21 protein-coding genes are annotated in these 22,154 nt (G+C 71.1%); 4 read left to right on the top strand and 17 right to left on the bottom strand.

The annotated features are described in order from the left end of the window. Positions 1–106: 106 nt before the first annotated feature. The 4 genes from FVE89_RS25425 to FVE89_RS25410 form a co-directional block, all read right to left on the bottom strand. A complete protein-coding gene (locus FVE89_RS25425) occupies positions 107–1,003 on the bottom strand; it encodes a bestrophin family protein (RefSeq protein WP_161392936.1) in 897 nt (298 codons plus the stop codon). Between the two features lie 100 nt (positions 1,004–1,103). Beyond that, positions 1,104–2,861, bottom strand: coding sequence for an enoyl-CoA hydratase-related protein (locus FVE89_RS25420; RefSeq protein WP_161392935.1), 1,758 nt, complete (start codon positions 2,859–2,861; stop codon positions 1,104–1,106). A gap of 286 nt (positions 2,862–3,147) precedes the next feature. Further along, the gene (locus tag FVE89_RS25415) at positions 3,148–4,074 is read right to left on the bottom strand and encodes an ROK family protein (protein ID WP_161392934.1); all 927 of its coding nucleotides are present in this window, start codon (positions 4,072–4,074) and stop codon (positions 3,148–3,150) included. Further along, the gene (locus FVE89_RS25410) at positions 4,074–5,447 is read right to left on the bottom strand and encodes a dicarboxylate/amino acid:cation symporter (RefSeq protein ID WP_161392933.1); all 1,374 of its coding nucleotides are present in this window, start codon (positions 5,445–5,447) and stop codon (positions 4,074–4,076) included. Before FVE89_RS25410 ends, FVE89_RS25415 begins: the two co-directional genes overlap by 1 nt. A gap of 247 nt (positions 5,448–5,694) precedes the next feature. On the opposite strand from FVE89_RS25410, the gene FVE89_RS31400 reads away from it, so the two are divergent. Further along, a complete protein-coding gene (locus tag FVE89_RS31400) occupies positions 5,695–6,123 on the top strand; it encodes a L,D-transpeptidase (RefSeq protein ID WP_342389590.1) in 429 nt (142 codons plus the stop codon). Between the two features lie 100 nt (positions 6,124–6,223). Here FVE89_RS31400 and FVE89_RS25400 read toward each other — a convergent pair whose 3' ends face one another. From FVE89_RS25400 to FVE89_RS25390, 3 genes are all read right to left on the bottom strand, one after another. Next, complete coding sequence (locus FVE89_RS25400) at positions 6,224–7,219, bottom strand: hypothetical protein (RefSeq protein WP_161392931.1); 996 nt, start codon at positions 7,217–7,219, stop codon at positions 6,224–6,226. A 320-nt stretch (positions 7,220–7,539) separates the two neighbouring features. Further along, on the bottom strand, positions 7,540–7,950 hold the full coding sequence (gene msrB, locus FVE89_RS25395) for a peptide-methionine (R)-S-oxide reductase MsrB (protein WP_161392930.1): 411 nt from the start codon (positions 7,948–7,950) through the stop codon (positions 7,540–7,542). Between the two features lie 68 nt (positions 7,951–8,018). Beyond that, the gene (locus FVE89_RS25390; protein WP_161392929.1) at positions 8,019–9,212 is read right to left on the bottom strand and encodes a YihY/virulence factor BrkB family protein; all 1,194 of its coding nucleotides are present in this window, start codon (positions 9,210–9,212) and stop codon (positions 8,019–8,021) included. Positions 9,213–9,340: 128 nt separating this feature from the next. On the opposite strand from FVE89_RS25390, the gene FVE89_RS25385 reads away from it, so the two are divergent. From FVE89_RS25385 to FVE89_RS25375, 3 genes are all read left to right on the top strand, one after another. Next, on the top strand, positions 9,341–10,414 hold the full coding sequence (locus tag FVE89_RS25385; RefSeq protein WP_161392928.1) for a UV damage endonuclease UvsE: 1,074 nt from the start codon (positions 9,341–9,343) through the stop codon (positions 10,412–10,414). 45 nt (positions 10,415–10,459) lie between these two features. Beyond that, positions 10,460–11,011: an alpha/beta hydrolase gene (locus FVE89_RS25380; protein ID WP_161392927.1), complete on the top strand. Its 552-nt coding sequence runs from the start codon at positions 10,460–10,462 to the stop codon at positions 11,009–11,011. Positions 11,012–11,119: 108 nt separating this feature from the next. After that, positions 11,120–11,344: a hypothetical protein gene (locus FVE89_RS25375; RefSeq protein ID WP_161392926.1), complete on the top strand. Its 225-nt coding sequence runs from the start codon at positions 11,120–11,122 to the stop codon at positions 11,342–11,344. Positions 11,345–11,347: 3 nt separating this feature from the next. Here FVE89_RS25375 and FVE89_RS25370 read toward each other — a convergent pair whose 3' ends face one another. The 10 genes from FVE89_RS25370 to pncB form a co-directional block, all read right to left on the bottom strand. Next, positions 11,348–12,373, bottom strand: a complete 1,026-nt coding sequence (locus tag FVE89_RS25370; protein ID WP_161392925.1) for a TIGR01620 family protein — start codon at positions 12,371–12,373, stop codon at positions 11,348–11,350. Between the two features lie 31 nt (positions 12,374–12,404). Beyond that, on the bottom strand, positions 12,405–13,850 hold the full coding sequence (locus tag FVE89_RS25365) for a YcjX family protein (RefSeq protein ID WP_161392924.1): 1,446 nt from the start codon (positions 13,848–13,850) through the stop codon (positions 12,405–12,407). 72 nt (positions 13,851–13,922) lie between these two features. Continuing rightward, a complete protein-coding gene (locus FVE89_RS25360; protein ID WP_161392923.1) occupies positions 13,923–15,032 on the bottom strand; it encodes a hypothetical protein in 1,110 nt (369 codons plus the stop codon). 265 nt (positions 15,033–15,297) lie between these two features. Then, the gene (gene hisN, locus FVE89_RS25355) at positions 15,298–16,086 is read right to left on the bottom strand and encodes a histidinol-phosphatase (RefSeq protein WP_161392922.1); all 789 of its coding nucleotides are present in this window, start codon (positions 16,084–16,086) and stop codon (positions 15,298–15,300) included. Positions 16,087–16,193: 107 nt separating this feature from the next. After that, complete coding sequence (locus tag FVE89_RS25350) at positions 16,194–18,242, bottom strand: AI-2E family transporter (RefSeq protein ID WP_161392921.1); 2,049 nt, start codon at positions 18,240–18,242, stop codon at positions 16,194–16,196. 154 nt (positions 18,243–18,396) lie between these two features. Continuing rightward, complete coding sequence (locus FVE89_RS25345) at positions 18,397–18,624, bottom strand: hypothetical protein (protein ID WP_210254071.1); 228 nt, start codon at positions 18,622–18,624, stop codon at positions 18,397–18,399. Between the two features lie 86 nt (positions 18,625–18,710). Continuing rightward, on the bottom strand, positions 18,711–18,896 hold the full coding sequence (locus FVE89_RS25340; RefSeq protein ID WP_161392919.1) for a hypothetical protein: 186 nt from the start codon (positions 18,894–18,896) through the stop codon (positions 18,711–18,713). Beyond that, positions 18,880–19,182 (bottom strand): hypothetical protein, encoded by a 303-nt coding sequence (locus FVE89_RS25335; protein ID WP_161392918.1) that lies wholly within the window; start codon positions 19,180–19,182, stop codon positions 18,880–18,882. The genes FVE89_RS25340 and FVE89_RS25335 overlap by 17 nt, the downstream gene beginning before the upstream one ends. Before the next feature lie 44 nt (positions 19,183–19,226). After that, positions 19,227–20,678, bottom strand: a complete 1,452-nt coding sequence (locus FVE89_RS25330; RefSeq protein WP_161392917.1) for an MmgE/PrpD family protein — start codon at positions 20,676–20,678, stop codon at positions 19,227–19,229. A gap of 117 nt (positions 20,679–20,795) precedes the next feature. After that, positions 20,796–22,088 carry a nicotinate phosphoribosyltransferase gene (gene pncB / locus FVE89_RS25325; RefSeq protein ID WP_161392916.1) on the bottom strand — a complete coding sequence of 431 codons (1,293 nt, stop codon included), beginning with the start codon at positions 22,086–22,088 and terminating at the stop codon, positions 20,796–20,798. Positions 22,089–22,154: the final 66 nt, after the last annotated feature.

The following is a 22,154-nucleotide window of genomic DNA, read 5'->3' as shown; positions in this document are numbered from 1 at the left end:
AAGGCGGTGCTCTTTCAGGATGTTAGAGCCACGACTTGCGATTTTCGCAGCTAGCCCAAACACCTTAAAAGGGCTGGGGCTCGCCCTTGGGAAACCCGTGACCGCCTCAGCGCAGCCAGTAGCCGTCCGGCGCCAGCGGCTCCGGCATCGGCTCGCCGAGCGCGTGGTGGACGATCCGGTCCACGGCGCGGACCATGGCGTCGAGGGGCAGGTCGTTCGGCTCGGTGCCGAAGGGCTCCTCCAGCTCGTCGCCGAGGGCGTCGAGGCCGAAGAATGTGTAGCCGACCAGCGCCACCACGATCGGGGTCCCCCAGCCCAGGGATCCGGCCAATCCCACCGGCAGGAGCAGGCAGTAGAGCCACGCCGTCCGGTAGACGAGCAGCGTGTAGGCGAAGGGCAGCGGCGTGTTGGCCAGGCGCTCGCAGGCTGTGTGGACCCCCGACAGCGCCTCGATCCGCGCCTCCAGGAGGCCGAACTGGATGTCGGTGAGCCGGCCGGCGCGCATGAGCCCGGCGAGGTCGCGGGTCATGGCGGCGAGCACCGCGTCGGTGGGATTGGGGCCGGACAGGTCCACGCCGGTGGCCTTGCCGTCGACGGCCGCGGCCTCGTCGAGAACGCGCAGGCGCACCCGCAGGCCGTGCGCGAAGGCCGAGAGCCGCCGGAGCTGGGGCGCCCCGTCCGGATCGGGCAACACGGCCGGCAGCGCGCGGGCGAGGTTGCGCACCTCGCCGATCAGGTTGCCCCAATGCTTCCGGGCCTCCCACCGACGCTCGTAGCAGGCGTTGTTGCGGAAGCTCAGGAAGATCGAGAGCGCGAGGCCCACCACCGTGAACGGCGTCACCCCCGCGCTGACCGGGAAGAAGCCGGGCCAGCGTGCCTCCGCCCACACCACCGCGCAGGACACCGCGACGATGCCGACGAGTTTCGGTGCCACTCGCGGCAGGATCGAGCCGCGCAGGGTGAACAGCAGGGTCAGCAGGTTGGGCCGCGTGCGGACGATCATGGGGGCATCGGGCTGAGGCGCGGCCCTCCTGCCCCGCCCCTCCCGCGCCCGCAAGGCTGCCGGCCCTACACGTCTGCGTCAGGGCCGGCAGCCGGGCGCCTCAGAACCCAACGGCCTCCCGCGGCCGGCAGACGTCGGACAGCGCCGGCAATGCCGCCCCCTCACCCTCCGCCGTGCTGGCGAGCAGGCGGACGGAGGCCGGGGACCAGCAGGCCGGGCGCTTGAACACGAAGGCGTTGCGCGCCCGGTGATAGGGCGAATCCGGCTGGAAGAAGTTCCGGTACATCTGCGTCAGCTCGGCGCGCCGATACTGCGCCAGCGGTCGCTGCGCCTCGTCGGCCGCCCGCGCCGCCTGCTTGCGCGCGGTGATCGCGGCGTGATCCTCCGCCTTGGCGGCGGCGAAGGACTGCACGGTCAAGTCGAACGCTTCGTTGGCGATCGCCCTGTCGGCGAGGCCGATCTCGGCGGCCCGGCGGGCGCTGATCGGCAGGCAGGATTCGGTCAGCGCGATGGCGCGCTCCCACCCGACCCGGCGGGGCAGCAGATAGGTCCAGTACTCCGAGCCGTAGAGCCAGCCCATGTTGCGGTAATGCGGGTTGAGCACCACGCCCTCGCGGACCAGCACGAAATCCGCGGCCAGGGGCAGGATCGCGCCGCCGGCGCCGACATTGCGGCCGACTGCCGCCACCACGACCGTGTCGGTCGCCAGGATGATCGCGCGGATCAGGTCGTCCATGGCCACGATGTTGGCCCAGGATTCCGTGGCGGCATCCGCGCTCGCCTCGATCGCGTTGAGGTGGATGCCGTTCGACCAGAGATCGTCACCGCCATCCAGCACGATGACCTTGGGCCCGCGTGCCCGGGCCTGCTCGAACGCGGCCTGGAGTTGGCGGCACTGCCCCGTGCTCATCGCGCCGTTGTGGAAGTCGAAGCGCAGGCGGATGATGTCGCCCTGGTGCTCGGCGCGGACCTCCTCCACCGGGTTCGGATAGGCGAGGTCCTCCGAGGGGGCGATCACCGGCAGGTCTGCCGGAAGGGCGTCGCCGAGCACCTGAACGGCGCCGAGCTTGATGCCGCCCTCCTGCTTCGGCTTCAGGCGGCCGATCCAGACCGCGCCGTCCACCGTCGCCCGGCAGATCGCGCCGCTCTCGGACCGGGCGATCACCTGGCCCGGCGCGCCCCGCAGGCGCGGCTCGGCGCAGGCGGCGTGCAGGTAGACCGGCCGGCCGTAGAGTTCGTCGAGGACGCCCGGCACCCCATCGGCCGCGTGGATATGCGCGAGGATTTCGGCCGTCTCGTGCCGGCTCCAGTCGATGCGGCGGTCCGCCTGCTTCATGGAGGGGCGCAGGCGCCCGAGGGCGGTCGGGGCCGCGTAGTCGAGCGGCCGCGGCTGGAATCCGGGCTGCTCGAGGTTGGCCAGCGCCTCCCACAGGCAGGATACAGCGCCGTCGATCACCTCGCGGCGGTAGATGCTGCTCTTGGGCGCTTGGCGCAGCGGGAAGGTCCGCGTCGCCCAGATCGGGCCGGCATCCATCTCGGCTTCGGCCTGCAGCAGGGTCACGCCCCAGACGTCCCACCGCTCCTGGATGGCCCAGTCGAGGGCCGAGGGACCGCGGTCGCCCTCGATCCCCGGATGCACGATCAGCGTGAGGTAGGAGCGCCAGAGCCGCTCCGGGATCGCCCGGGTGAGGAACGGAGCGATTGTCAGATCCGGGCGGAACGCGTCGAACGCGTCGGCCAGCCGATCCTCGTCGCCGCCGTAGATCTCGACCGCCACCTCGTGGCCGGCATCCGAGAGCTCGACGAAGAACCTCTGCGTCATGCTGTTGAACGCCGAGGAAACCAGAAGCACGCGCATTGCAATATCCGATAGGTTTTGGCCGCAGTCAAATACCGTCTCGGACTTCCTCCCGGCGCGGATAGTGTTTTTGACAGATTATGGAATGATACTCGGCAACGATATTCGATAAGGCATGCCGAATCAGTCAGATATCTGAACTGAACCGAATCTATGCTATCGCTTGACTTGGATCAAGGCGCGGTCCGGCGCGGGACCGCTTCACGCGGGCATCGACAGGGCGCACCCGTGGTGCGGAGCCCGCGCGCAGGTGGTTTTGGGCCTCGCTTGCCGCGCGACGCCCGCGTCAGACCGGCTCCGCTTCCCACAGCCACGCGGCCCCGCGCACGCCCGAGGCGTCGCCGTGCAGGCTCGCCCGGACCGGGGTGTCGAAGGCGTCGGAGAAGATGTGGGGGGCGATTGCCGCGGGCAGGCCGGCGATCAGCTCGGGGATCCGCGACAGGCCGCCGCCGATCACGATCACGTCCGGGTCGAGGAGGTTGACCACCTGCGCGGCGGCGCGCCCGAGCCGGTCGAGATGGGCGGCGAGCGTCGCCCGCGCGTCTGCATCACCGGCGCGGGCGGCGGCGACGATCGCCTCGGCGGTCCGGTCTCCCCCGTGCCGCCGCGCATGGTCGGCCGCGAGGCCGGGGCCGGACAGCCAGGTCTCGATGCAGCCGCGACGGCCGCAATAGCAGGGGGCGCCGGGCCGCTCGTCGCCCCGAGCCCCCGGAAGCGGGCCGTGGCCCCACTCGCCCGCGATGCCGTTGCGGCCCGTGAGGACCCGTCCGTCGATCGCGATACCCGATCCGACGCCGGTGCCGAGGATCACCGCCCAGACGACCCGCGCCCCGGCGCCGGCGCCGTCGATCGCCTCCGAGACGGCGAGGCAGTTGGCGTCGTTCTCGATCCGCAGCGGCCGCGCCAGGCGTCGCGCGAGGTCCGCTCCGAACGGATGTCCGTTGAGCCAGTGGGAATTGGCGTTGCGCACGCGGCCGGTCGCCGGGGACAGGCTGCCCGGCATGCCGATGCCGACGGTGCAGGGCGTGCCCGCCGCAGCCTCCAGCTCCAGGACCAGAGCCGCCACGGCTTCGAGGGTGGACCCGTAGTCGCCGCGCGGGGCCGCCATCCGGGCCTCAGCCAGCGTCGCGCCGTCCCGGCCGAGGACGATCCCGGCGATCTTGGTGCCGCCGAGATCGATGCCGAGGCGCGCCCCGGCCCTGGACGCCGCCATCACTCGGCGGCGGCCACCTTGCCGTTCGTCGCCATCGGCTGGGGCGTCTCGTCGGCGATATGGGTGCCGATCGAGACCGGGTGAGCCATCACCTCGTTGAGCTTGGCGACGTCGAGCTCGCCCTCCCAGCGGCTGACCACCACGCAGGCGACGCCGTTGCCCACGAGGTTGGTGAGCGCGCGACACTCGGACATGAACTTGTCGATGCCGAGCACGAGGGTCATGGCGGCCACCGGCACCGGGCTGTTGGGGATCGCCGACAGCGTCGCCGCCAGGGTGATGAAGCCCGCGCCGGTCACGCCCGAGGCGCCCTTCGAGGTCAGCATCGCCACCAGGATTATGGTCGCATACTGGCTGATGCTCAGGTCCGCACCCACCGCCTGCGCCAGGAACAGCGTGGCCAGCGTCATGTAGATGTTGGTGCCGTCGAGGTTGAACGAGTAGCCCGTGGGCACCACGAGGCCGACCACCGAATCCGAGGCGCCGAGCCGGCGCATCTTGGTCATCAGCTGCGGCAGCACCGTCTCGGACGAGGAGGTGCCGACCACGATCAGCAACTCGTCCTTGATGTAGGCGAGGAAGCGCAGGATCGAGAAGCCCGCCACCCGGGCGATCGCCCCGAGCACCACCACCACGAACAGGATCGCGGTGACGTAGAAGGTGCCGACCAGCCACGCGAGGTCGTAGACCTTCTGGATGCCGTACTCGCCGATCGTGAACGCCATCGCGCCGAAGGCGCCGATCGGCGCGAGCTTCACGATGATGCCGATGATCTTGAAGAAGATCTGCCCGGCTGTGTCGATCACGTGGTTCACGGCGGAGGCGCGCTCGCCCAGGCCCGTCACCACGACGCCGGTGAGGATCGAGATCAGCAGCACCTGCAGCAGGTCGCCGGTGGCGAAGGGATCGAAGAAGCTCTTGGGGATGATCGCCAGGATGTGGGCGACGGTGGAATCGGCCGCCGCCTTGCTGGCGTAGGTCGCGACCTTGCTGGCGTCGAGCTTCGCCGGGTCGGCGTTGAAGCCGGCGCCGGGCCGGATCACCTCGCCGACGAGGACGCCGATCAGCAGCGCCACGGTGGAGACCACCTCGAAATAGACGAGCGCCTTCAGGCCGACGCGCCCGACCTTCTTGAGGTCACCGATCGACGCGATGCCGTGCACGATCGTGCAGAAGATGATCGGGGCGATCATCATCTTGATCAGGCCGATGAAGGCGTCGCCGAGCCACTTCATCGCCTTGCCGGCGGCCGGATCGTACCAGCCCAGCAGGATGCCGAGCGCGATGGCGATCAGGACCTGGATGTAGAGGACCTTGTACCAGGGCTCGCGGGGCGCCGCGGCCGGACTCGTCGCGTGGATTGCCTGTGCCATGTCCTATCCGTGCGACTGCCGCGCACCCTCCCACTGTGGCCGGCACGCTAGCGGCTATTGTCCGGCGCCTCAACGGCACGTCGGTAATCTGCCGGGAACCAACCATGACAAAAATCTGTCGATCCCCGCCCTGAAGTACTGTTCGCGCCCGACATTCGCGCTCATCCCAAGATGCGCGGCGATTTGTTGCCGTCGCCGGATTTTCGCCGTCCGTCCAACGGCTTTCACAGACGGGCCGGAGGTTTTCGTGGCTGTGCTTCATTGGGCCGGAGCCGCGTTGCGCGGCGGAATTCTGGCCTGCGTCCTCTCGGCTCCGGCGACCGCCGGAGTCGTGGCCCAGATCGACCAGGCGCGCCAGCGGATGCGCGTCTTCGTCGACGGCTATCCCGCCTACGACTGGCCGGTCTCAACCGCCCGAAGCGGCTATGTCACGCCGAACGGCCGGTTCCGGGTCGGGCTGATGGCGCCGATGTGGCACTCGCACAAGTATCATGGCGCGCCGATGCCGCACGCGATGTTCTTCCGCGGCGGCTACGCGATCCACGGCACCTACGCGACGGGGTCGCTCGGGCGCCGGGCGAGCCACGGCTGCATCCGCCTGTCGCCGGGCCATGCGGCCGCCCTGTTCAGCCTCGCCCGCAGCCGCGGCGGCGCGGCGGTGGTGATCCGCAACTGAGGCGGGTGCGAGCGAGATCTCCGCTCGCATGAAAGAGGCCGCGGCGCGTGATGCGCTGCGGCCCCGATTCGTGCGTCGCGCCGGACGGACGGCCCGGATCTCAGGTCTGCTGCTGGCTGCGGCGGGGGCGCACGGTCCAGCGCTCGAACATCGAGCCCGGATCCTCGCCCTTCCCGTCCTTGACCTCGGCCCCGTGCTCCGGCTGCTGATGGATCGCCGCGCCGAGCGCCTGCGAGAGGCTCTCGATCACGTCGTCGATGCGCGTGTCGCCGTGCAGGGAATCCGGGGCGCCGGCCGGTGCCGCGGGGGCTTCCGCGTGGACAGGCTGATGGACGGGTTCGGGGGCGGGCGGCGGCGCCTCCGGCTCGGCGTGGTGCTCGGGCGCCGGCTCGACGTGCTCGGCGGCGACGGGCTCGGGCTCGACAGGCTCCGGCGCGGGCGGCGCCACGGCGGCGGCCGGGGCGGGGGCGGGCTGTGGCGCCGGGGGCGGTGCCACGATGCGGCGCATCGCGCCGAGCGCGCCCTCGTCGGACTCGGAGGACCGGCTGCTGCTGCCGTAGCGGCCGAAGCCGAACCGGGGTTCGATCAGGTCGAGCACGGCGTCGAGCGCCGCGTTGCTCAGGGGAACCTCCTCCTGGGCCGGCACGCCCTGGATCGCCAGGGCTTGCCGCTCGAAGGCCGGCTCGCCGCTGACCTCCCGCCCGAACCAGACCGGCGTCTGGAAGCCCGCCGCCTCGCCATCGTTGTCGAAGGTCACGCTGACCAGATCCAGGCTGCCGGGGGTGACGTAGCGGTCGATGGCGATCTCGCGCCCGCCGATCGTCATCGTGGTGCGGTCATAGGCGGCCTTGCCGGGGCAGACGTCGAGCAGCGCATCGCCGTGGGCGCGCGGCACGTCGGTGCGCTCCTCGACCGGGATGCCGTCCGGCCCCTTGTTGACCAGGACCAGCTGGCATTGTTGCCCATCGACCCGCACGAAGGACGAGCGGCCGCCCTGCGGCGCGAAATGTCCCTCGGTGATGCGGGCGCCGCCGCGCTCCTTGCGGATCAGGCGGACCAGGGACGGGGCGACCAGAAATCGGCGAACGGTGCTCATGGATTCAATACCCCTCCCGCTGTGTCGGCGGCGCGCCGATCCGGCGGACACCCTTCGGATCGCCGGCCCGGATGTGAGGAGGCAAGTGGAACGGCCGCGCACGGCGTATACGCGGAACCGCAACGCCGTATTGGACCGTACCCGACCGCTTCCGTCGCCATACTCCGGGCAGCGACAACATGAGAGAATAAAGCGCTAAGCAAAAACGTGCCGAAATCAAGACCGATCGCGGGTCCGGACTCGGTTGCGGCCGGTCCTGTCCCCGCTATCCCGCCTTTGCGCGCAGCTTTCGCAACCCAGGTTAAAGGAAGGGCGTAACCTCAGCCGGCCGGCTCGAACTTCATCGCGGCGCCGTTCATGCAGTAGCGCAGGCCGGTGGGCGCGGGGCCGTCGTCGAAGACGTGGCCGAGATGGCCCTGGCAGCGGGCGCAATGCACCTCGGTGCGGACCATCCAGTGGCTGCGGTCCACCGAGGTCTCCACGGCGCCCTCGATCGGCTCGAAGAAGCTCGGCCACCCGGTGCCGGACTCGAATTTGGTGCCCTGCTCGAACAGCGGCTGGCCGCAGCCGGCGCAGGTGTAGGTGCCGGGGCGCTTCTCGGCGAGCAGGCAGCTCGTGCCGGCCCGCTCGGTGCCGTGCTCGCGCAGGACCCGGTACTGCTCCGGCGTGAGGGTCTCGCGCCACTCGGCGTCGCTGCGGGTGTCGGGGCTGGTGGTCGGCGCATCCGCCATGGCAATCTCCCTTGTCGCAGCACCATATAGGTGGGCGCCGGGGTATTCGGCAGTCCTGCCGCTGACAGTCAGGCCGCCGCACCCACCGTATCGGCCATCCGCGCCCGCCGCTGGCCGATCGGCAGGGGCGCCCCCGTGGTGGTGTCGCGCCCGGTCTGGTGCTCCAGCTCGGCGTTGATCTCGCCGCCGACCAGCACGATCGTCGAGGAGATCCAGATCCAGGTCATGAAGCCGATGACGGCGCCGAGCGAGCCGTAGGTCTCGTTGTAGGTGCCGAAATTGGCGACGTACCAGGAGAACAGCAGCGAGGCGACGAGCCAGAGCAGACCCGCCACGACGCTGCCGACCCCGACCCAGCGCCAGCGGGCGCGCTCCCGGCTCGGGCCGAACCGGTAGAGCACCGAGAGGCCGCCGAGCAGCACGATCAGGATCGCCGGCCAGCGCAGGGCCGCGAGCAGCCACGCGGTGGAGCCGAGGCCCAGGAAGTTGAGCATCACCGGCACCACGACGATCACGTTGAGCGCGATGATGATGAACAGGAGGGCGCCGATCGTGAAGGTCAGGGAGCGGATGTTGAGCCAGAAGAAGTTCCGCTTCTCCTCCTCCTCGTAGACGACGTTCAGCGCGTCGAACATCGCCTTCATGGCGGCGTTGGCGCTCCAGATCGACAGCAGCAGGCTGGAGAAGAACGTCACGCTCAAGGAGCCGCTGCCCCTGGCGGCGATGCGCTTCACCTGATCGCCGATCAGCTCGACCGCCCCGGAGGGCAGCACCGCGTGGAGCTGCGCGAGGTGGTCGTTGATGACGTTCACGTCCGCGAACAGGCCGTAGCAGGTGACGAGCGCGGCGATCGCCGGGAACAGCGACAGCAGGGTGTAGAAGGTCACGCCCGCGGCGACCGCCAGGACCCGGTCCTTGTTGAATTCCAGATAGACCCGGACCGCGATGTCCTTCCAGCCGGCCCGCGTCATCTCGGCGGGCGTCTCGGCGGCGCGGCCGCGCTCGGCCTGCGTCGCCACGGTGAGCTGCGCGGCCCGGCCCGAGATCGAGCGCGCCCCGGGCGCCACGTTCCGGCGCGGATCCGTGTCGGCGGGCTCCGCGCAAGCGGGTTCGGGCTCGGCCGGCGGCTCCGCGACGGGACGGAGGGCCGGCTCGCCCCGCCGGGCCGCGGCCAGGGTGACCAAAGCCGACCCGAGCATGAGAATCCACAGGATCGAGCCGGTCTCCGAGGGGCCGGTCGAGCGCGAGGGCGGCGGGGTCATGGGTCGGGATGGGCCGTGCGCGCGGAACTGCCGCGCTCACGAGGGCAAACGTCGGCGCGCAGCCACCGTTCCGCCGATCCGCGCTTATCCCGCGGGGAACCCTGGGGTTTACGCGCGTTGTGCCTCTTATGGTCGATCAGCCCCGCCTCGGTTTCTGCTGCAAGTTCATCCTGGACGAGCCGCCCGGCACCCACGCCACGCTGAAGGCGGAGCGGGAGGCGACGCTCCACATGAACCTGACCAGCGTGACGATGGCCCACCTCGCCAAGCTGGACCCTTCGGCCCGACGGGCGAAGCTCTCCGGCCTCGTGGCGCATAACCTCGACGCGCTCGCCCGGCAGATCGCCTGGGTCGGCGCCCGGCCGCCCCTGGAGCGGCTGCTGCGCATGGCGAGCAACGTCCTGCCGGGCTACACCCACCCGATCGCGCAGGCGATCTATGCCGAGCCCGAGATGGCGGCGCTGGTCGAGCGCGGCCTCGCGGAGGCGGGCGCCCTGGCGCGGCGGCTCGGGGTGCGGCTGAGCTTCCATCCCGGCCCGTTCTGCCTGCTGGCGAGCCGGAACCCGGCGGCCATCGCCAACGGCCTGTCGGAACTCGACTACCATGCCGAGATTTTCGACCGGATGGGCTATGGCGGCGGCTGGCACCCGCATGGCGCCCATATCAACATCCATGTCGGCGCCGGCGACCCCGGGGTCGAAGGTTTCCGCGAGACCCTGCCCCGGGCGAGCCAGGTGGCGCGCGACCTCGTCACGGTGGAGAACGACGAGAACGTGTTCGGCCTCGACGCCGTGCTTCAGCTCGCCGACATCGTGCCGGTGGTGCTCGATCTGCACCATCACTGGGTCCAGAGCGGCGGCGAATACCTCGAACCGGATGATCCCCGCATCGCAGCCGTCAACGAATCCTGGCGCGGTGTGCGGCCGGTCGCCCATATCAGCGTGTCGCGGGAGGCGGTGATCGCGGATTCCGATCCGGAGATCCTGCCCGACTTCCCGGCCCTGCGCGAGGCCGGCTACGCGGTCCGGGACCTCGCCGCCCATTCCGACCTGATGTGGAACCGCGCGGTGAACGACCTCGTGGCCCGTCACCTCGCCTGGGCGGATTTCGAGATCGAGGCCAAGGCGAAGAACCGGGCCTCGATGCAGATCGCCGCCCACATCGCCGCGCTGGAGCGGGCCGCCCCGCTCGCCGCCGAATGAGGATGGGTCTCGACGCCCTGGCCGGAGCGCTTTAGGCAATCCGGCATGAAGACGGCCGATTGCGACATCCTCATCGTCCCGGGTCTCGGGGGCTCGGAGGAGGACCATTGGCAGGCCCGCTGGGCGGGCCGCCTCGCCACGGCGCGTGTGGTCGCGCAGGACGACTGGCACGCGCCGACGCCGGAGGCGTGGTGCGGGCGGATCGCCGAGGCGGTCGTGGCCGCCACGCGGCCGGTGATCCTGATCGCCCACAGCCTCGGGGTGGTGGCGAGCGTCGAGGCGGTGCCGCTGTTCCCCGCGGGCGTGGTGCGCGGCGCCCTGCTGGTCTCCCTCCCCGACGTGGAGGAGAACGCCGAGGTTCCCGAGGCGGCGCGCGCCTTCGCGCCGGTGCCGCGGGACCCCCTGCCCTTCCCGTCGCTGCTCGTCGCCAGCCGGACGGATCCGTATTGCCACTACGACCGCGCCGACGATTTCGCCCATGCCTGGGGCGCGCTGACGGTCGATGCGGGGGAATCCGGCCACATCAACGTGGCGAGCGGGCACGGGCCGTGGCCGGAGGGCCTGATGCGGCTCGCGGGGTTCCTGAAGGGCCTTTAGGTAACCCGGCGGGTGTGTCACGGGCCGCGTTAACGCGGCGTTTACCACCGCCCCGTTCAGTGGGGCCGCGGGCGGTCCTTCGGCCCGAGGCCGCCCCGGGAGAGAATCGTGACGCGCAAAGAGCTTCTGGAACGACTCGACGCGGTCCAGGCTGCCCTCGGGCCGCGGGCCCAGTCCAACTTCAACAGCTCGCTGTTCAACGACGTGGCGCTGCTCAAGCGCATCGAGGCCTTCGAGGCGAAGGTCGGCGAGCCCGAGAAGCCGAAGGTCGCCGACTACACCGGCAACATGTTTTCCCGCATCGCCAACCGCCGCGCCGCGGGCGTCAAGTAGCCTCTATTTCGATTCGGTCTCGGCCGCGCGCAGCAGCTCCCCGGCGACGTCGGCGAGCCGCGGCGGCGTCTCCCGCACGAAGGGGAGCGGCCGGCAGACGTTGAGGGCCGCGAGCCCGAACCGGGCGGTCATCAGCCCGTTGAGCACCCCCTCCCCCAGCTTGGCGGAGATCCGGGCCGCGATGCCGAGGCCCAGCACCTGCTGCATCACGCTCTCGCCGACCGCCATCCCGCCGGTGACGGTGAGATGCGCGACCGCCGCCCGCGCCAGCCGCAGGAACCCGAGGAAGCCGGGCCGTCCGCCGTAGATCGCGGCGATCCGGCGCAGCAGCCGCACGGCGGCGAAGACCACGAAGGCCACGTCCACGATGGCCCGCGGGCTCAAGGCCGTCACGGCCGAGACCTGCTTGGCCGAGGCCGCGATGGCGTTGCGCGCCTGCCGGTCGAGGCCCGCCAGCAATTCGTGCTCGGCGAGCCCGATCCGGTCGTCCACGTCGAGGATCGCGTCGGCGGCGGCGTCGATCCGGGCGCGGCCCGCCGAGAGGCTGTCGCGGTCGGCGTAGAAGGCCGAGAGCGTCTGGACCACCGCTTGCGCGCCGGTATGGTCACGGGTGCTCAGGGCATCGACGGCCGATTGGCGCAGGCGCTCGATCTTGCGCTCGCGCCGCAGGCCGGCGAGTTCGCGCACGACGATGGCCAGCAGCGCCAGCGCGGCGAGGGCGAGCAGGGCGAGCGCCACCCAGCCGAGCCAGGGCGCGGCCTGGAACAGGTCGGCAATCATCCGCTCGACCGAGAGGCCGATCCCGAGGGAGACGAGGCCGCCCACCGCCGACAGGAACAAAGCCCCCCAGGGCGAGCGTTGCCGCGGCGCCACCGGCACCGCGACGCCGTCGGCGGCATCGACGATCTCGAACGGTTCCTCGACGATCCGGGTCTGCGGTCCGGGGGAGAGGGGCGTGGTGGTCACGCTCGCATTCGCGGGCGGCTCCGGCGTGATCCGGAAGGCGCGGGGTTTCTGGCCCGAGGTCATGGGTGGGGGCTCCGCAGACACACAGACATCCTCACGCCAGCCTGTCCCCGATCAGGAACTGCATCGCCCGGTCGAGCCGGATCTGCGGCAGGTGTCCCGGCCGGCCGAGGCCGTCGGGGCGGACCAGCGGCGGACGGAAGCGCGGGAAGCGGAGCGAGCCCGGCTCCACCGCCCCCTCCAGCACCGCCTCGGCGCGGGCGGGCAGTTCCCCCGGGAAGATGGCGGCCTCGCTGTTGCCGTCAAAGACCTCGTCGCCCACCACCTCGCCGGCCTCCGGCGTGCCGGCGACCGCCCGCAGGGTCTCGGCGCCGTCGTGGACGGTGGTTTCCCGGGTCGCGCGCACGGAGGCCAAAGCCACGGTGCCGACGCGGGCGCCCGCGGCTTCCGTCCGCCGCATGGCGCGCGACACGAGGAGCCGCAGCAGGGCGTCCAGCCGGTCGTGGCTCGTCTGGTGGAGGTGGTCGGCCTTGGTGGCGGCGAACAGCACCCGGTCGGCCCGGGGCGCGAACAGCCGCGACAGCACCGTGTTGCGGCCGATGTTCAGGCTGAGCAGGACCGCGTCCAGCGCCTCCTCCAGCTCCGCCAGGGCGGTCGGGCCGGCATCGACCGCCGAGAGCACGTCGACCAGCACGATCTGGCGGTCGACCCGCTGGAAATGGTCGCGGAAGAACGGGGTCACGACCTTGCTCTTGTAGGCCTCGAAGCGCCGCTCCATCAGCCCGGCGAGGCTGTCAGGGGCGATGCTCTCGGGAAGCCGGTCGAGGGGTGCGAAGGTCAGCGCCGGCGAGCCGGCGAGGTCGCCGGGCATCAGGAACCGCCCCGGCGGCGTGGTCGCCACCGATTCCGGGCCGGCCCGCAGCCCCGCGAGGTAGGCCTTGAACGCGTCGCTCGCCCGCTCGGCCGCGATCTCGTCGAGGGGGCCGTTCGGGTCGAAGCCCTTCAGCGCGTCGAGCCAGGGAGCCGCCACCGTCGCGCGGCCCGGCCGCCGCGTGCCGTTGATCGTGGCCCGCGACCACGCCGTGTAGCTCGTCTCGATCAGCGCGAGGTCGAGGAGCCATTCGCCGGGATAATCGACCACGTCGAGCATCAGGGTGGCTGGGCCGGTGCGCCAGCCGGCGGCGCGCTCGTAGGCGATCTCGAGGCGGAACTGGCTGATCCGGTCGGTGGAACGCGGCCAGCGCCGGGCTTCGGTCAGGGTGCCGAAATGCTCCTCGAAGGGAAAGCGCGGCACGTCGTCGTCGGGCTGCGGCACCAGCTTGGCGCGGCGCAGGCGGCCCTCCTGCGCGGGCGCGAAGGCCGGCAGGGCGTGCGTCTCCACGAGGTGGTGGATCAGCGCCGTGGTGAACACGGTCTTGCCCGAGCGCGCGAGCCCGGTGACCCCGAGCCGGAGCGTCGGCTGGATCAGGAGATCGTGCGAGGCTTCGGCGAAGGCTTTGACGGCCGAGCCGGCGCGTGCGGCAAGGTCGGTCAGGGGCACGGGCGGGCTCGTCGTGAGGGGAACAGGCGGGGCAGAGGTGGCGCCACTTGAGTCGAACCGCAAGGCTTGTCGTTACGGCGGCGTGCCTCCGGCGGCCGGCGTCGGCGGCCTCAGACGGGCGATCGCGCCGGCGACAAGGTCGGGGCCGGCCCGGAGGGTCCCGAGTTCCACCGCCGACATCGCCAGCATCACCGGCGCGAGGTTGGCGCGCGGGGTGCCGTCCGGCCCAAACAGGTCGAGGTCGTCGCCGGGCTTCAACCCGACGCTGCCGCTGATCCGGGCGGCGTAGGCCTGGATCCGGGTCTCGTCGCCTGAGCAGAGCGGGGCCGGCAGGCGCAGGTCGAGGACCGGCAGGCCGGCCGCGAGGGCGGGCAGGAGCGCGGATTCGGCCACCATCCGGTCGGCGCTCGGCACCCGGCCCTCCGCCTTCCGGTCGAGGAGCGCCGACGGATCGGCGACGCCCCGGGCCGGGCGTGCCGTGGGGGAGATGTCGGACGCGATGTCGGGCACGGGCCGGAGCGCCGCGACGTGCGGGATGGCGGGGCGGCGGGCGGGCCGGCCGGCCATCCGGGCCAGCGGCGACCAGGGCTGCACGCGGAGGGCCGCCCGATTCCGGGGCGCGCCACCGGGGCGATGCGTGGCGAGGAAGCGCGCGCGCAGCGTCCGGCCGAGGCCCCGGGGCGCCAGTGCGGTCGAGACCGCCGGTGCCTTCACGCCCCGGCTCGCGGACGCGACCCGGCACTCGGCCGGCGCCCAGCGGCGCACGATGGCCAGCGCCGTGTGCCGGTTGTAGTCGCGGTAGTAGCGCCGCAGCAGGCTTGCCGCCGCGTCGGCCCCGTCATCGAGGGTGGCGAAGGCGGTGTGGCCTTCGGCGTCGGCGCCGATCTCGCCGGGCCAGCGGGCCGACTTGATGCACCAACCGTTGTTGAGCCGCACGCAGCGGGCGACGTAGGGCGGATTCTCCGCCAGCGAGGCCGTGAGGGCGAGTGCGCGTGGCAGCAGCTGCGCGCCGGTCTGGGCGTGCCAGTTCGAGACGGAGCGGGTGTCGGGGTCGAAGCGGGGGGCCGGTTCGGCTGGGGCGGCGGCTGCCGGGGTGGCCGGCGCGGCGTGCAGGAGGGCCTCCACGCGCTCCGTGGCGAGAGGCATCAGACTGGTGAGCAGGATGAGCGCGTTCAGCAGCACGCGGATCGGTCCTGAAGGTCTCTGAAAAGCGCGACCTTCTCCCTCCCCCCTCTGCGGGGGAGGGTGGCCCCCGAAGGGGGTCGGGAGAGGGGAACCCGGATTCCGGATGTAGCGCGACCTTCATGAAGGCTTTCGCGCTGTCCTGCGCCGTCGCTCCCCTCTCCCGACCCCTGCTGACGCAGGGGCCACCCTCCCCCGCAGAGGGGGGAGGGAGCGCGCTTGTCATAGGCGTAGGAGCCCGCGACGCCAGCCCGCCGCCCCATCCTCACGGGTTCAGCACCTTCAGCGCCGCCGCGTGCAGCCGCGGATCGCCCGCCGCCACGACGCGGCCGCCGCCGGCCGCGGAGCCGCCGTCCCAGGCGGTGACCCGCCCCCCCGCCCCCTCGATGATCGGGATCAGCGCCACGATGTCGTAGGGTTTCAGCCCCGCCTCCACCACCAGATCGATCTGGCCCGCCGCCAGCATGCAATAGGCGTAGCAATCGGCGCCGTAGCGGGACATCCGCACCCGTCCCTCCAGGGTCCGGAAGCGCTCGGCTTCCTCGCCGGCCGCGAACAGCCGCGGGTCCGTGGTGGCCAGGATCGCCTGCCCGAGATCGGCACACCGGCGGGTGAGCAGCGGGCGCTCGCCCGCGGGCCCGCGCAGGCGCGCGCTCTTCCCGTCGCCGGTGAAGCGCTCGCCGAGATAGGGCTGGTGCATCATCCCGCGCACCGGCACGCCGTTGCGGGTCAGCCCGATCAGCGTGCCCCAGGTCGGCAGGCCCCCGATGAAGGCCCGGGTGCCGTCGATCGGATCGAGGACCCAGACGCACTCGGCATCGGTCCGCTCCGAGCCGAATTCTTCCCCGAGGATGCCGTGGCCCGGGAAATGTTGGCCGATCATCTTGCGCAGCACGACCTCGGCGGCCCGGTCGGCCTCGGTGACGGGATCGAACGGCGCACCGCCGCGGGCCTTGTCGTCGAGCCCGAACTGGGCGCGGAAGAACGGCAGGATCGCCTTCCCGGACGCGTCCGCCAGATCGTCCAGGAACCGCCCGAGTTCGACGACGCTCATCGGATCACTACCCTGTCCATCTGAAGCCGGGCCGCTCGTCCGCCCGGCGCCTGACGAAACCGGTGCGTCCCCCCGGCCGTCAAGTCCCTGGGCCTCGCAAGGCGGCTTCATGGACCGGCCGCGATGGGCGCGGGCCGGGCTCGATCCCCGGTTTCCGAGCTCCGGACCGCTTCGTCACCGCCGGCCTCCGCCTCCTGTGCGGCGGCCAGGACGGCCTCCACGACCGCCCGCAGCGAGCCGGCCTGCGCGTCCGCGCCCGCCGACCGCTTCGCGCCCGACATGGCCCCATCATTGTCCTGGGCGAGCCAGAGGCCGAGCAGAACCGGCACGCCGGGCATCCGTTCCTTCAGACGCCGAATCAGGCGGCGCAGATGGGTCGGCTCGCCGTCGAGCGCGAGGGAGACGACGCAGGCCATCCGGGCCGGGCCGGGCTCGAAGCGCCCGATCCGCGCCGCCGACGCCTCGGCGAAGGGCACCGTCCGGGCGCCGATCCCGCGCTTTTCCAGGATCTGCGCCAGGATGGCGGCGGCGGCCTCGTCGAGGAAGCCCCGTCCGGAGATGCAGAGCACCGCGCCCTGCCGCCTCCAGGCCGGTGCGAGGCCGTCCGGCGCCGGGCCCATCGGCAGCGGGCTGCAGGCGGTCTCACCCGCGTTGCTTCCCCCCTGCCCCGCCGCCTCCGTGACGGTGTCGCTCCGCTCGGCGAGATCGGCGATCAGCTCGCCGAGCGCCGTGCGCATCGCCGCCTTCTGCCGGGCGGTGAGCACGCCCCGCGCGGCATCCCGGGCGGCGAGTTCGAGCGCCTTGAGGACCACCTCGTCGTAGTAGGACGAGAGCGCGCATTGCTGCAGGATCAGTTCGGCATGGCCCAGCACCTCCTCGGAATCGCCCGCCAGGATCCGCTGGTAGAAGTTCTGCACGGGGGTCAGTGCCGGCCGGTCGCCGAACAGCACGTCGAGGAATTCGAGGTGCTCCACGTAGCGGCCGAGCACCACGAGGCAGACGGTGAGCGGCGTCGAGAGCAGCAGGCCGACCGGCCCCCACAGCCAGGTCCAGAACAGGGCCGAGACCAGCACCGCGAAGGGCGAGAGCCCGGTCGACTGGCCGTAGACAATCGGCTCGAACACCTGACCGGTGAGCGGCTCCAGCACGACGAACAGGATCGCCACGGCGATCATCATGTTCCAGCCGGGATCGACCGCGGCGGCGAGCGCCATCGGCAGGATCGCCGACACGACGGCCCCGAGATAGGGCACGAAGCGCATCAGGGCCGCGAAGATCGCCCAGAGTACGGGGTTCGGCACGCCGATGACGTAGAGCCCGATGCCGACGACGACCCCGAAGGCGGCGTTGAGGGCGAGCTGCACCACGAAGTAGCGGCTCAGCCGCTTGGCGGCGTCGTCGATCGCCACGGTGGTGCGGTGCAGGTCGCTCGATCCCGCCAGCCGGATCATGCGGTCGCGCAGGTCCTCGCGCTGCATCAGCACGAACAGCAGCACCACGAAGACGATGCCCACGGTGGCGAGCGGGTGCATCACCGGCGTCAGCACGGTGGCGAGCATCTCCAGCGACCCCGGGGGGGGCGAGGCGACCTCGACGATCAGGGGCTTCTGGGGCGGCGCAGCCTGGTCCGACGCCGGCTGGGCCGGTGCCGCCTGCGCTTCCGCGCCGGCCGCCTCCTTGCCCGCCTCCTTGCCGCCGTTGTGGAGCGCCCGGCCGATATTGGCCACGTATGCGGTGACGTGCCCGACGGGAGAGTCGCGCAGGCCATTGATCTTGCGCTCGATCGTGGACCGGTAGCGCGGGACGTCCCCCGCGAGGTCGGCCGCCTGGATGCCGATCAGGGTCGCCAGCGCCGCCACGATGCCGAGGGTGAGGAGGACGCTGACGCCGACCGCCACCAGCCGCGGCAGACGCAGGCGCCGCAGGCGGTTGACCAGCGGCGTCAGCACGAAGGACAGGAGCAGCGCGATCGCGATCGGGATGAAGATATCGCGGCCGAAATAGAGGGCCGCGATGATGGTGGCGCCCACCACCACCGGCGAGGCCATCGCGGCCCGCGGGGTCTCGGCGGCGGCGACCCGCGTGGGGCGCGGCGGGATCAGGGACGCGCCCTGCCGCGCCGCCGGTTCACCCCCGACCGGGGTCGTCGTTCCCATGCCGCGATCCGCGCCCCGTACGCCACAGGCAGGCGCCCGCCGGGGTCTCACGGGGCGCGCACGAGGAACGGCATGGGAGGGGAAAACGATCCCGCGCGGTGCGATCGCGGGCGTGGCATGCGCTGCGGGCCACGGCGTGGCGCTGAAGGCTTCGTCACCCCCGCGGTTCGACGAGGAGCAGAGCGAGAAGATCGGTAAGTTCCACCGGGTCGATCGCGGCCAGGGCTTGAGCGGCGGCCTCGGCCCTGTCGCAGGCATCGACAGCGTCCGATCGCTCGAAGACGACCTGGGGATCGTAATCGGCCTTGTGCCGCAAATTCTGCAGGCTCACGAACACGGTGGCGAACGCCCGTGCCCCGGGTGAAACGCTGGTCCGCGGCAACAGCGTCTGATGCCGTTGCCCCAGAACCGGCCGGTCGATCGCCCTGCAGACGTCCTTCATCCGACCGTGGACGAAGCCGCGATAGATCAGAGCGTAGGCCGCTCTGTATGGCCGTGCGGCGCGCCCGCGAAGCGCAGGGCCGCCAATTTCAGCGTCGCGTGAAACAGCGCGTAGTAAGCTGACGAGATCGCGCGACGGAGCTCGGCATTGACCGGCGAAGGTCCGGCCGCGAGAGCGCGCGCGACCCGCAGCAGCTCATGGGGATCGAGCACGGGTGCGGGCGTCCCAGTCGTCGCGCGACAGGAAACGGACGAACGGATAGCGCTCGTCTCCGGCTTCGATCAGGGCATCCCGGATCTTCAGACTGATCCGAATCTTATCTGTCGGAGTCAGAATAGCCGGCTGGCCCGGCTCGAGTTGCAGCGTGATGTAGTAGGCGGGCTCGTCGGACGAATCGAGGCCGATGGCGACTTCAGCATCGCCGGCCTGAAAGCCGGCAATACTTCGAGCAGCATCGAGACTGATCGCGCGCATGTCTTTCATGGGCAGGTCGGCCATTGCGAGATCCTGCCGCCGTGACGGCAGGTCGTCGACGGCCGGCCTCACGCCCCCTGCACGCCGGCCCGCATCACATCGCCCGCATCCGTCAGCTCCGGCAGCGACCAGCACAGCTGCATCACCCGCTTGGCCTGCGCGTCCGGCAGCACGCCCGCCGCGAGGTCCGCGAACTTGGCCTCCAGTCGGGCATCCGACATCGGCTTCTCGACGCTGCCGATGGCGTGCTCGATGTGGCGGTGGAACGTCCGCCCGTCGTTCAGCGTCACGGTCATGTCGACCTGCGCGGGGTCGATGCCCGGGGTGATTACCGGCATCACCTTCCGGCGCAGCGCCACCACGCGTGGATCGTTCACCGCCCGGTCGCTGAACTGCTTCTCGCCGCCCGCCCCCTCGACGAAGGCCACCGCGGCGGCGTGGTAGATGCTGAACTTGCCCTCCAGCCCGGTCTTCGGCGCAGTCTTGCCGGTCAGTTCCAGCACCAGCGGATGGACCTTGAGATCAACGCGGCTGATGTCCTCCGGCCTGACGTGATCGTCGTCGCGGATCTGGATCGCGGCGTCGATCGTCGGGTGCATGACGATGCCGCAGGCGAAGGGCTTGTAGGTGTTGAGCTGCGATTCGTAGCGGCTGCCGAGCCCGTCGGTGATCTGCGACCAGTCCTGCTTGGTGGAGATCGTGTTGGCCCAGCCGCGCTTCGCCTCGATCATCCCGTCCGACGAGGTGAAGCCCTTCGCGGCCAGGATCGCCGCGAACAGGCCGTTCGCCGCCGCCCGGCCCGGGTTGAAGCTCTTGTTCATCGAGCCGAACGATTCCCGCAGGCCCACCGGCTGCGAGGCGGCAAGCCCCAGCGCGTAGACCATCTGCTGCTCGGTGAGCCCCATCAGCTTGCCGGCGGCGGCGGCCGCACCGAACGGCCCGCAGGTGCCGGTGATGTGCCAGCCGGCATCGTAGTGGTTCGGGTAGACCGCATTGCCGATCCGGCACTCGGTCTCGATGCCGACCACCAGGGCGCCGAGGAAGTCCTTGCCGGAGACCGGCTTCATCTCGGCATAGGCCAGGATCGCCGAGGCGACCGGCCCGGCCGGATGGATGATCGTCTTCAGGTGGGTGTCGTCGAAGTCGAAGATGTGGCTCGACACGCCGCTGAGGAAGGCGGCGTTCATGATGTCGAACCGCTCGGTCCGGCCGAACAAACCGGCCTGGGGCGGCCCGGAGAACGGCTGCAGCGCCGAGGCCGCCACGTCCACGGTCTCGTGGTGCGACCCGCCGATCGCCACGCCGACCCAGTTGAGGAAGCTGCGCACGCCCTCGCGGCGGACCGCCTCCGGCAGGGTGTCGTAGGACGAGCTGAGGATCCACTGCGCCAGGATCTTCGTGACCGGCGGCGGAGGTGCCTTGGCGGCGGGTTTTGCTGCTTCGGCGGCCTGGCCGGACTGCAGGGCGGGCGTCGTCAGGGCGAGGCCGGCGGCCCCGATCAGCGAGCGGCGATTCATCATCTGGGCGTTCTCCCGCGCAGGACCGCCCGTGGCGGCTCCGCTTGGTCGACATGATAATGAATTCGAGCGCCCGCCGTCAGCCCGCGTATTTCACCAGCGCGGGTCTGACACCGGGGTTCAAACAACCACCGGCAGCGCCTCCTGCTCGCCCACGGCGAACACCCGGCGGTAGCGGGCGATCTCCTCGGCCGGCCCTTGAGCCTTGGTGGGGTTGTCGGAGAGCTTCACGGTCGGCCGGCCGTTGGCCTCCGTGACCTTGCAGACGATGGAGACCGGATCGAGCTTGCCGTCCGGCAGGAGCCCGCGGAAATCGTTGGTGAGCAGCGTGCCCCAGCCGTAGCCGATGCGCATCCGGCCGTGGAACCGGGCATGGATGCGCTCGATCGCGTCGATGTCGAGCCCGTCGGAGAAGATCGCGAGTTTCTCGCGCGGATCGCGCCCGCGCTCCTGCCAGAACCGGATCGCCTCCTCGCCGCCCTCGATCGGGTCCTTGGAATCGATGCGGATCCCCGTCCAATCGCTGACCCAGTCGGGGGCCTTGGCCAGGAAGCCCGTGGTGCCGTAGGCGTCGGGCAGGGCCACCAGCAGGTTGCCGCCGTAATCCTCCTGCCAGTCGGCGAGCACCCGGTAGGGTGCGGCGGCGAGCGCCGCATCGTCCTCGGCCAGAGCCGCGTAGACCATCGGCAATTCGTGGGCGTTGGTGCCCACCGGCTCGACCTCCTGCCGGGCGGCGATCAGGCAGTTCGAGGTGCCGAGGAAGGCGCCGTCCAGGCCCTCCGCCATCGCCTGCACGCACCAATCCTGCCAGAGGAAGCCGTGGCGGCGCCGGGTGCCGAAATCCGCCACCGACAGGTCCGGCAGCTTCTGCAGCCGCTGGATCTTCTCCCAGACCCGGGTCATGGCCCGGGCATAGAGCACCTGAAGCTCGAGCTTGCCCATGCCCCGCAGCACGGCCCGCGCCCGCAACTCGTTGAGGATGGCGAGAGCCGGGACCTCCCACATCGTGGTCTCGACCCAGGGGCCGTGGAAGGTCAATTCGTACTGGCCGTCATGGACGGCGAGCTCGTATTCCGGGAGCTGGAAATTCTCGAACCAGCTCACGAATTCCGGCCCGAGGATCCGCCCCTGCCCGCGGAAGACGTTGCCGCGCAGCCACGTCACCTCGCCCTTGCTGAGGCGCAGCGTCCGGGCGTGGTCGAGCTGCTCGCGCAGGAGCCCGGCATCGACCTCGTCGGCGATGCGGATCCTCTGCGTCCGGTTGGTGATGCCGAAGGTCGCGCGGATGTCCGGGTGCCGGCGCAGGATCGATTGCGCCATCAGCAGCTTGTAGAAATCCGTGTCGAGCAGCGACCGCACGATCGGATCGATGCGGAAGCTGTGATCGTAGACCCGCTTAGCCAGATCGAGCATATTTTGAGGACTCTGCCGCGTCTTGCCGCCGCAGAGCGCATGCCGGGCCCGGATCCGTCAAGAAGA

Source organism: Methylobacterium sp. 2A, assembly GCF_009806555.1.
Lineage (GTDB): Bacteria > Pseudomonadota > Alphaproteobacteria > Rhizobiales > Beijerinckiaceae > Methylobacterium.
This window is presented reverse-complemented; position numbering and strand designations above follow the sequence as displayed.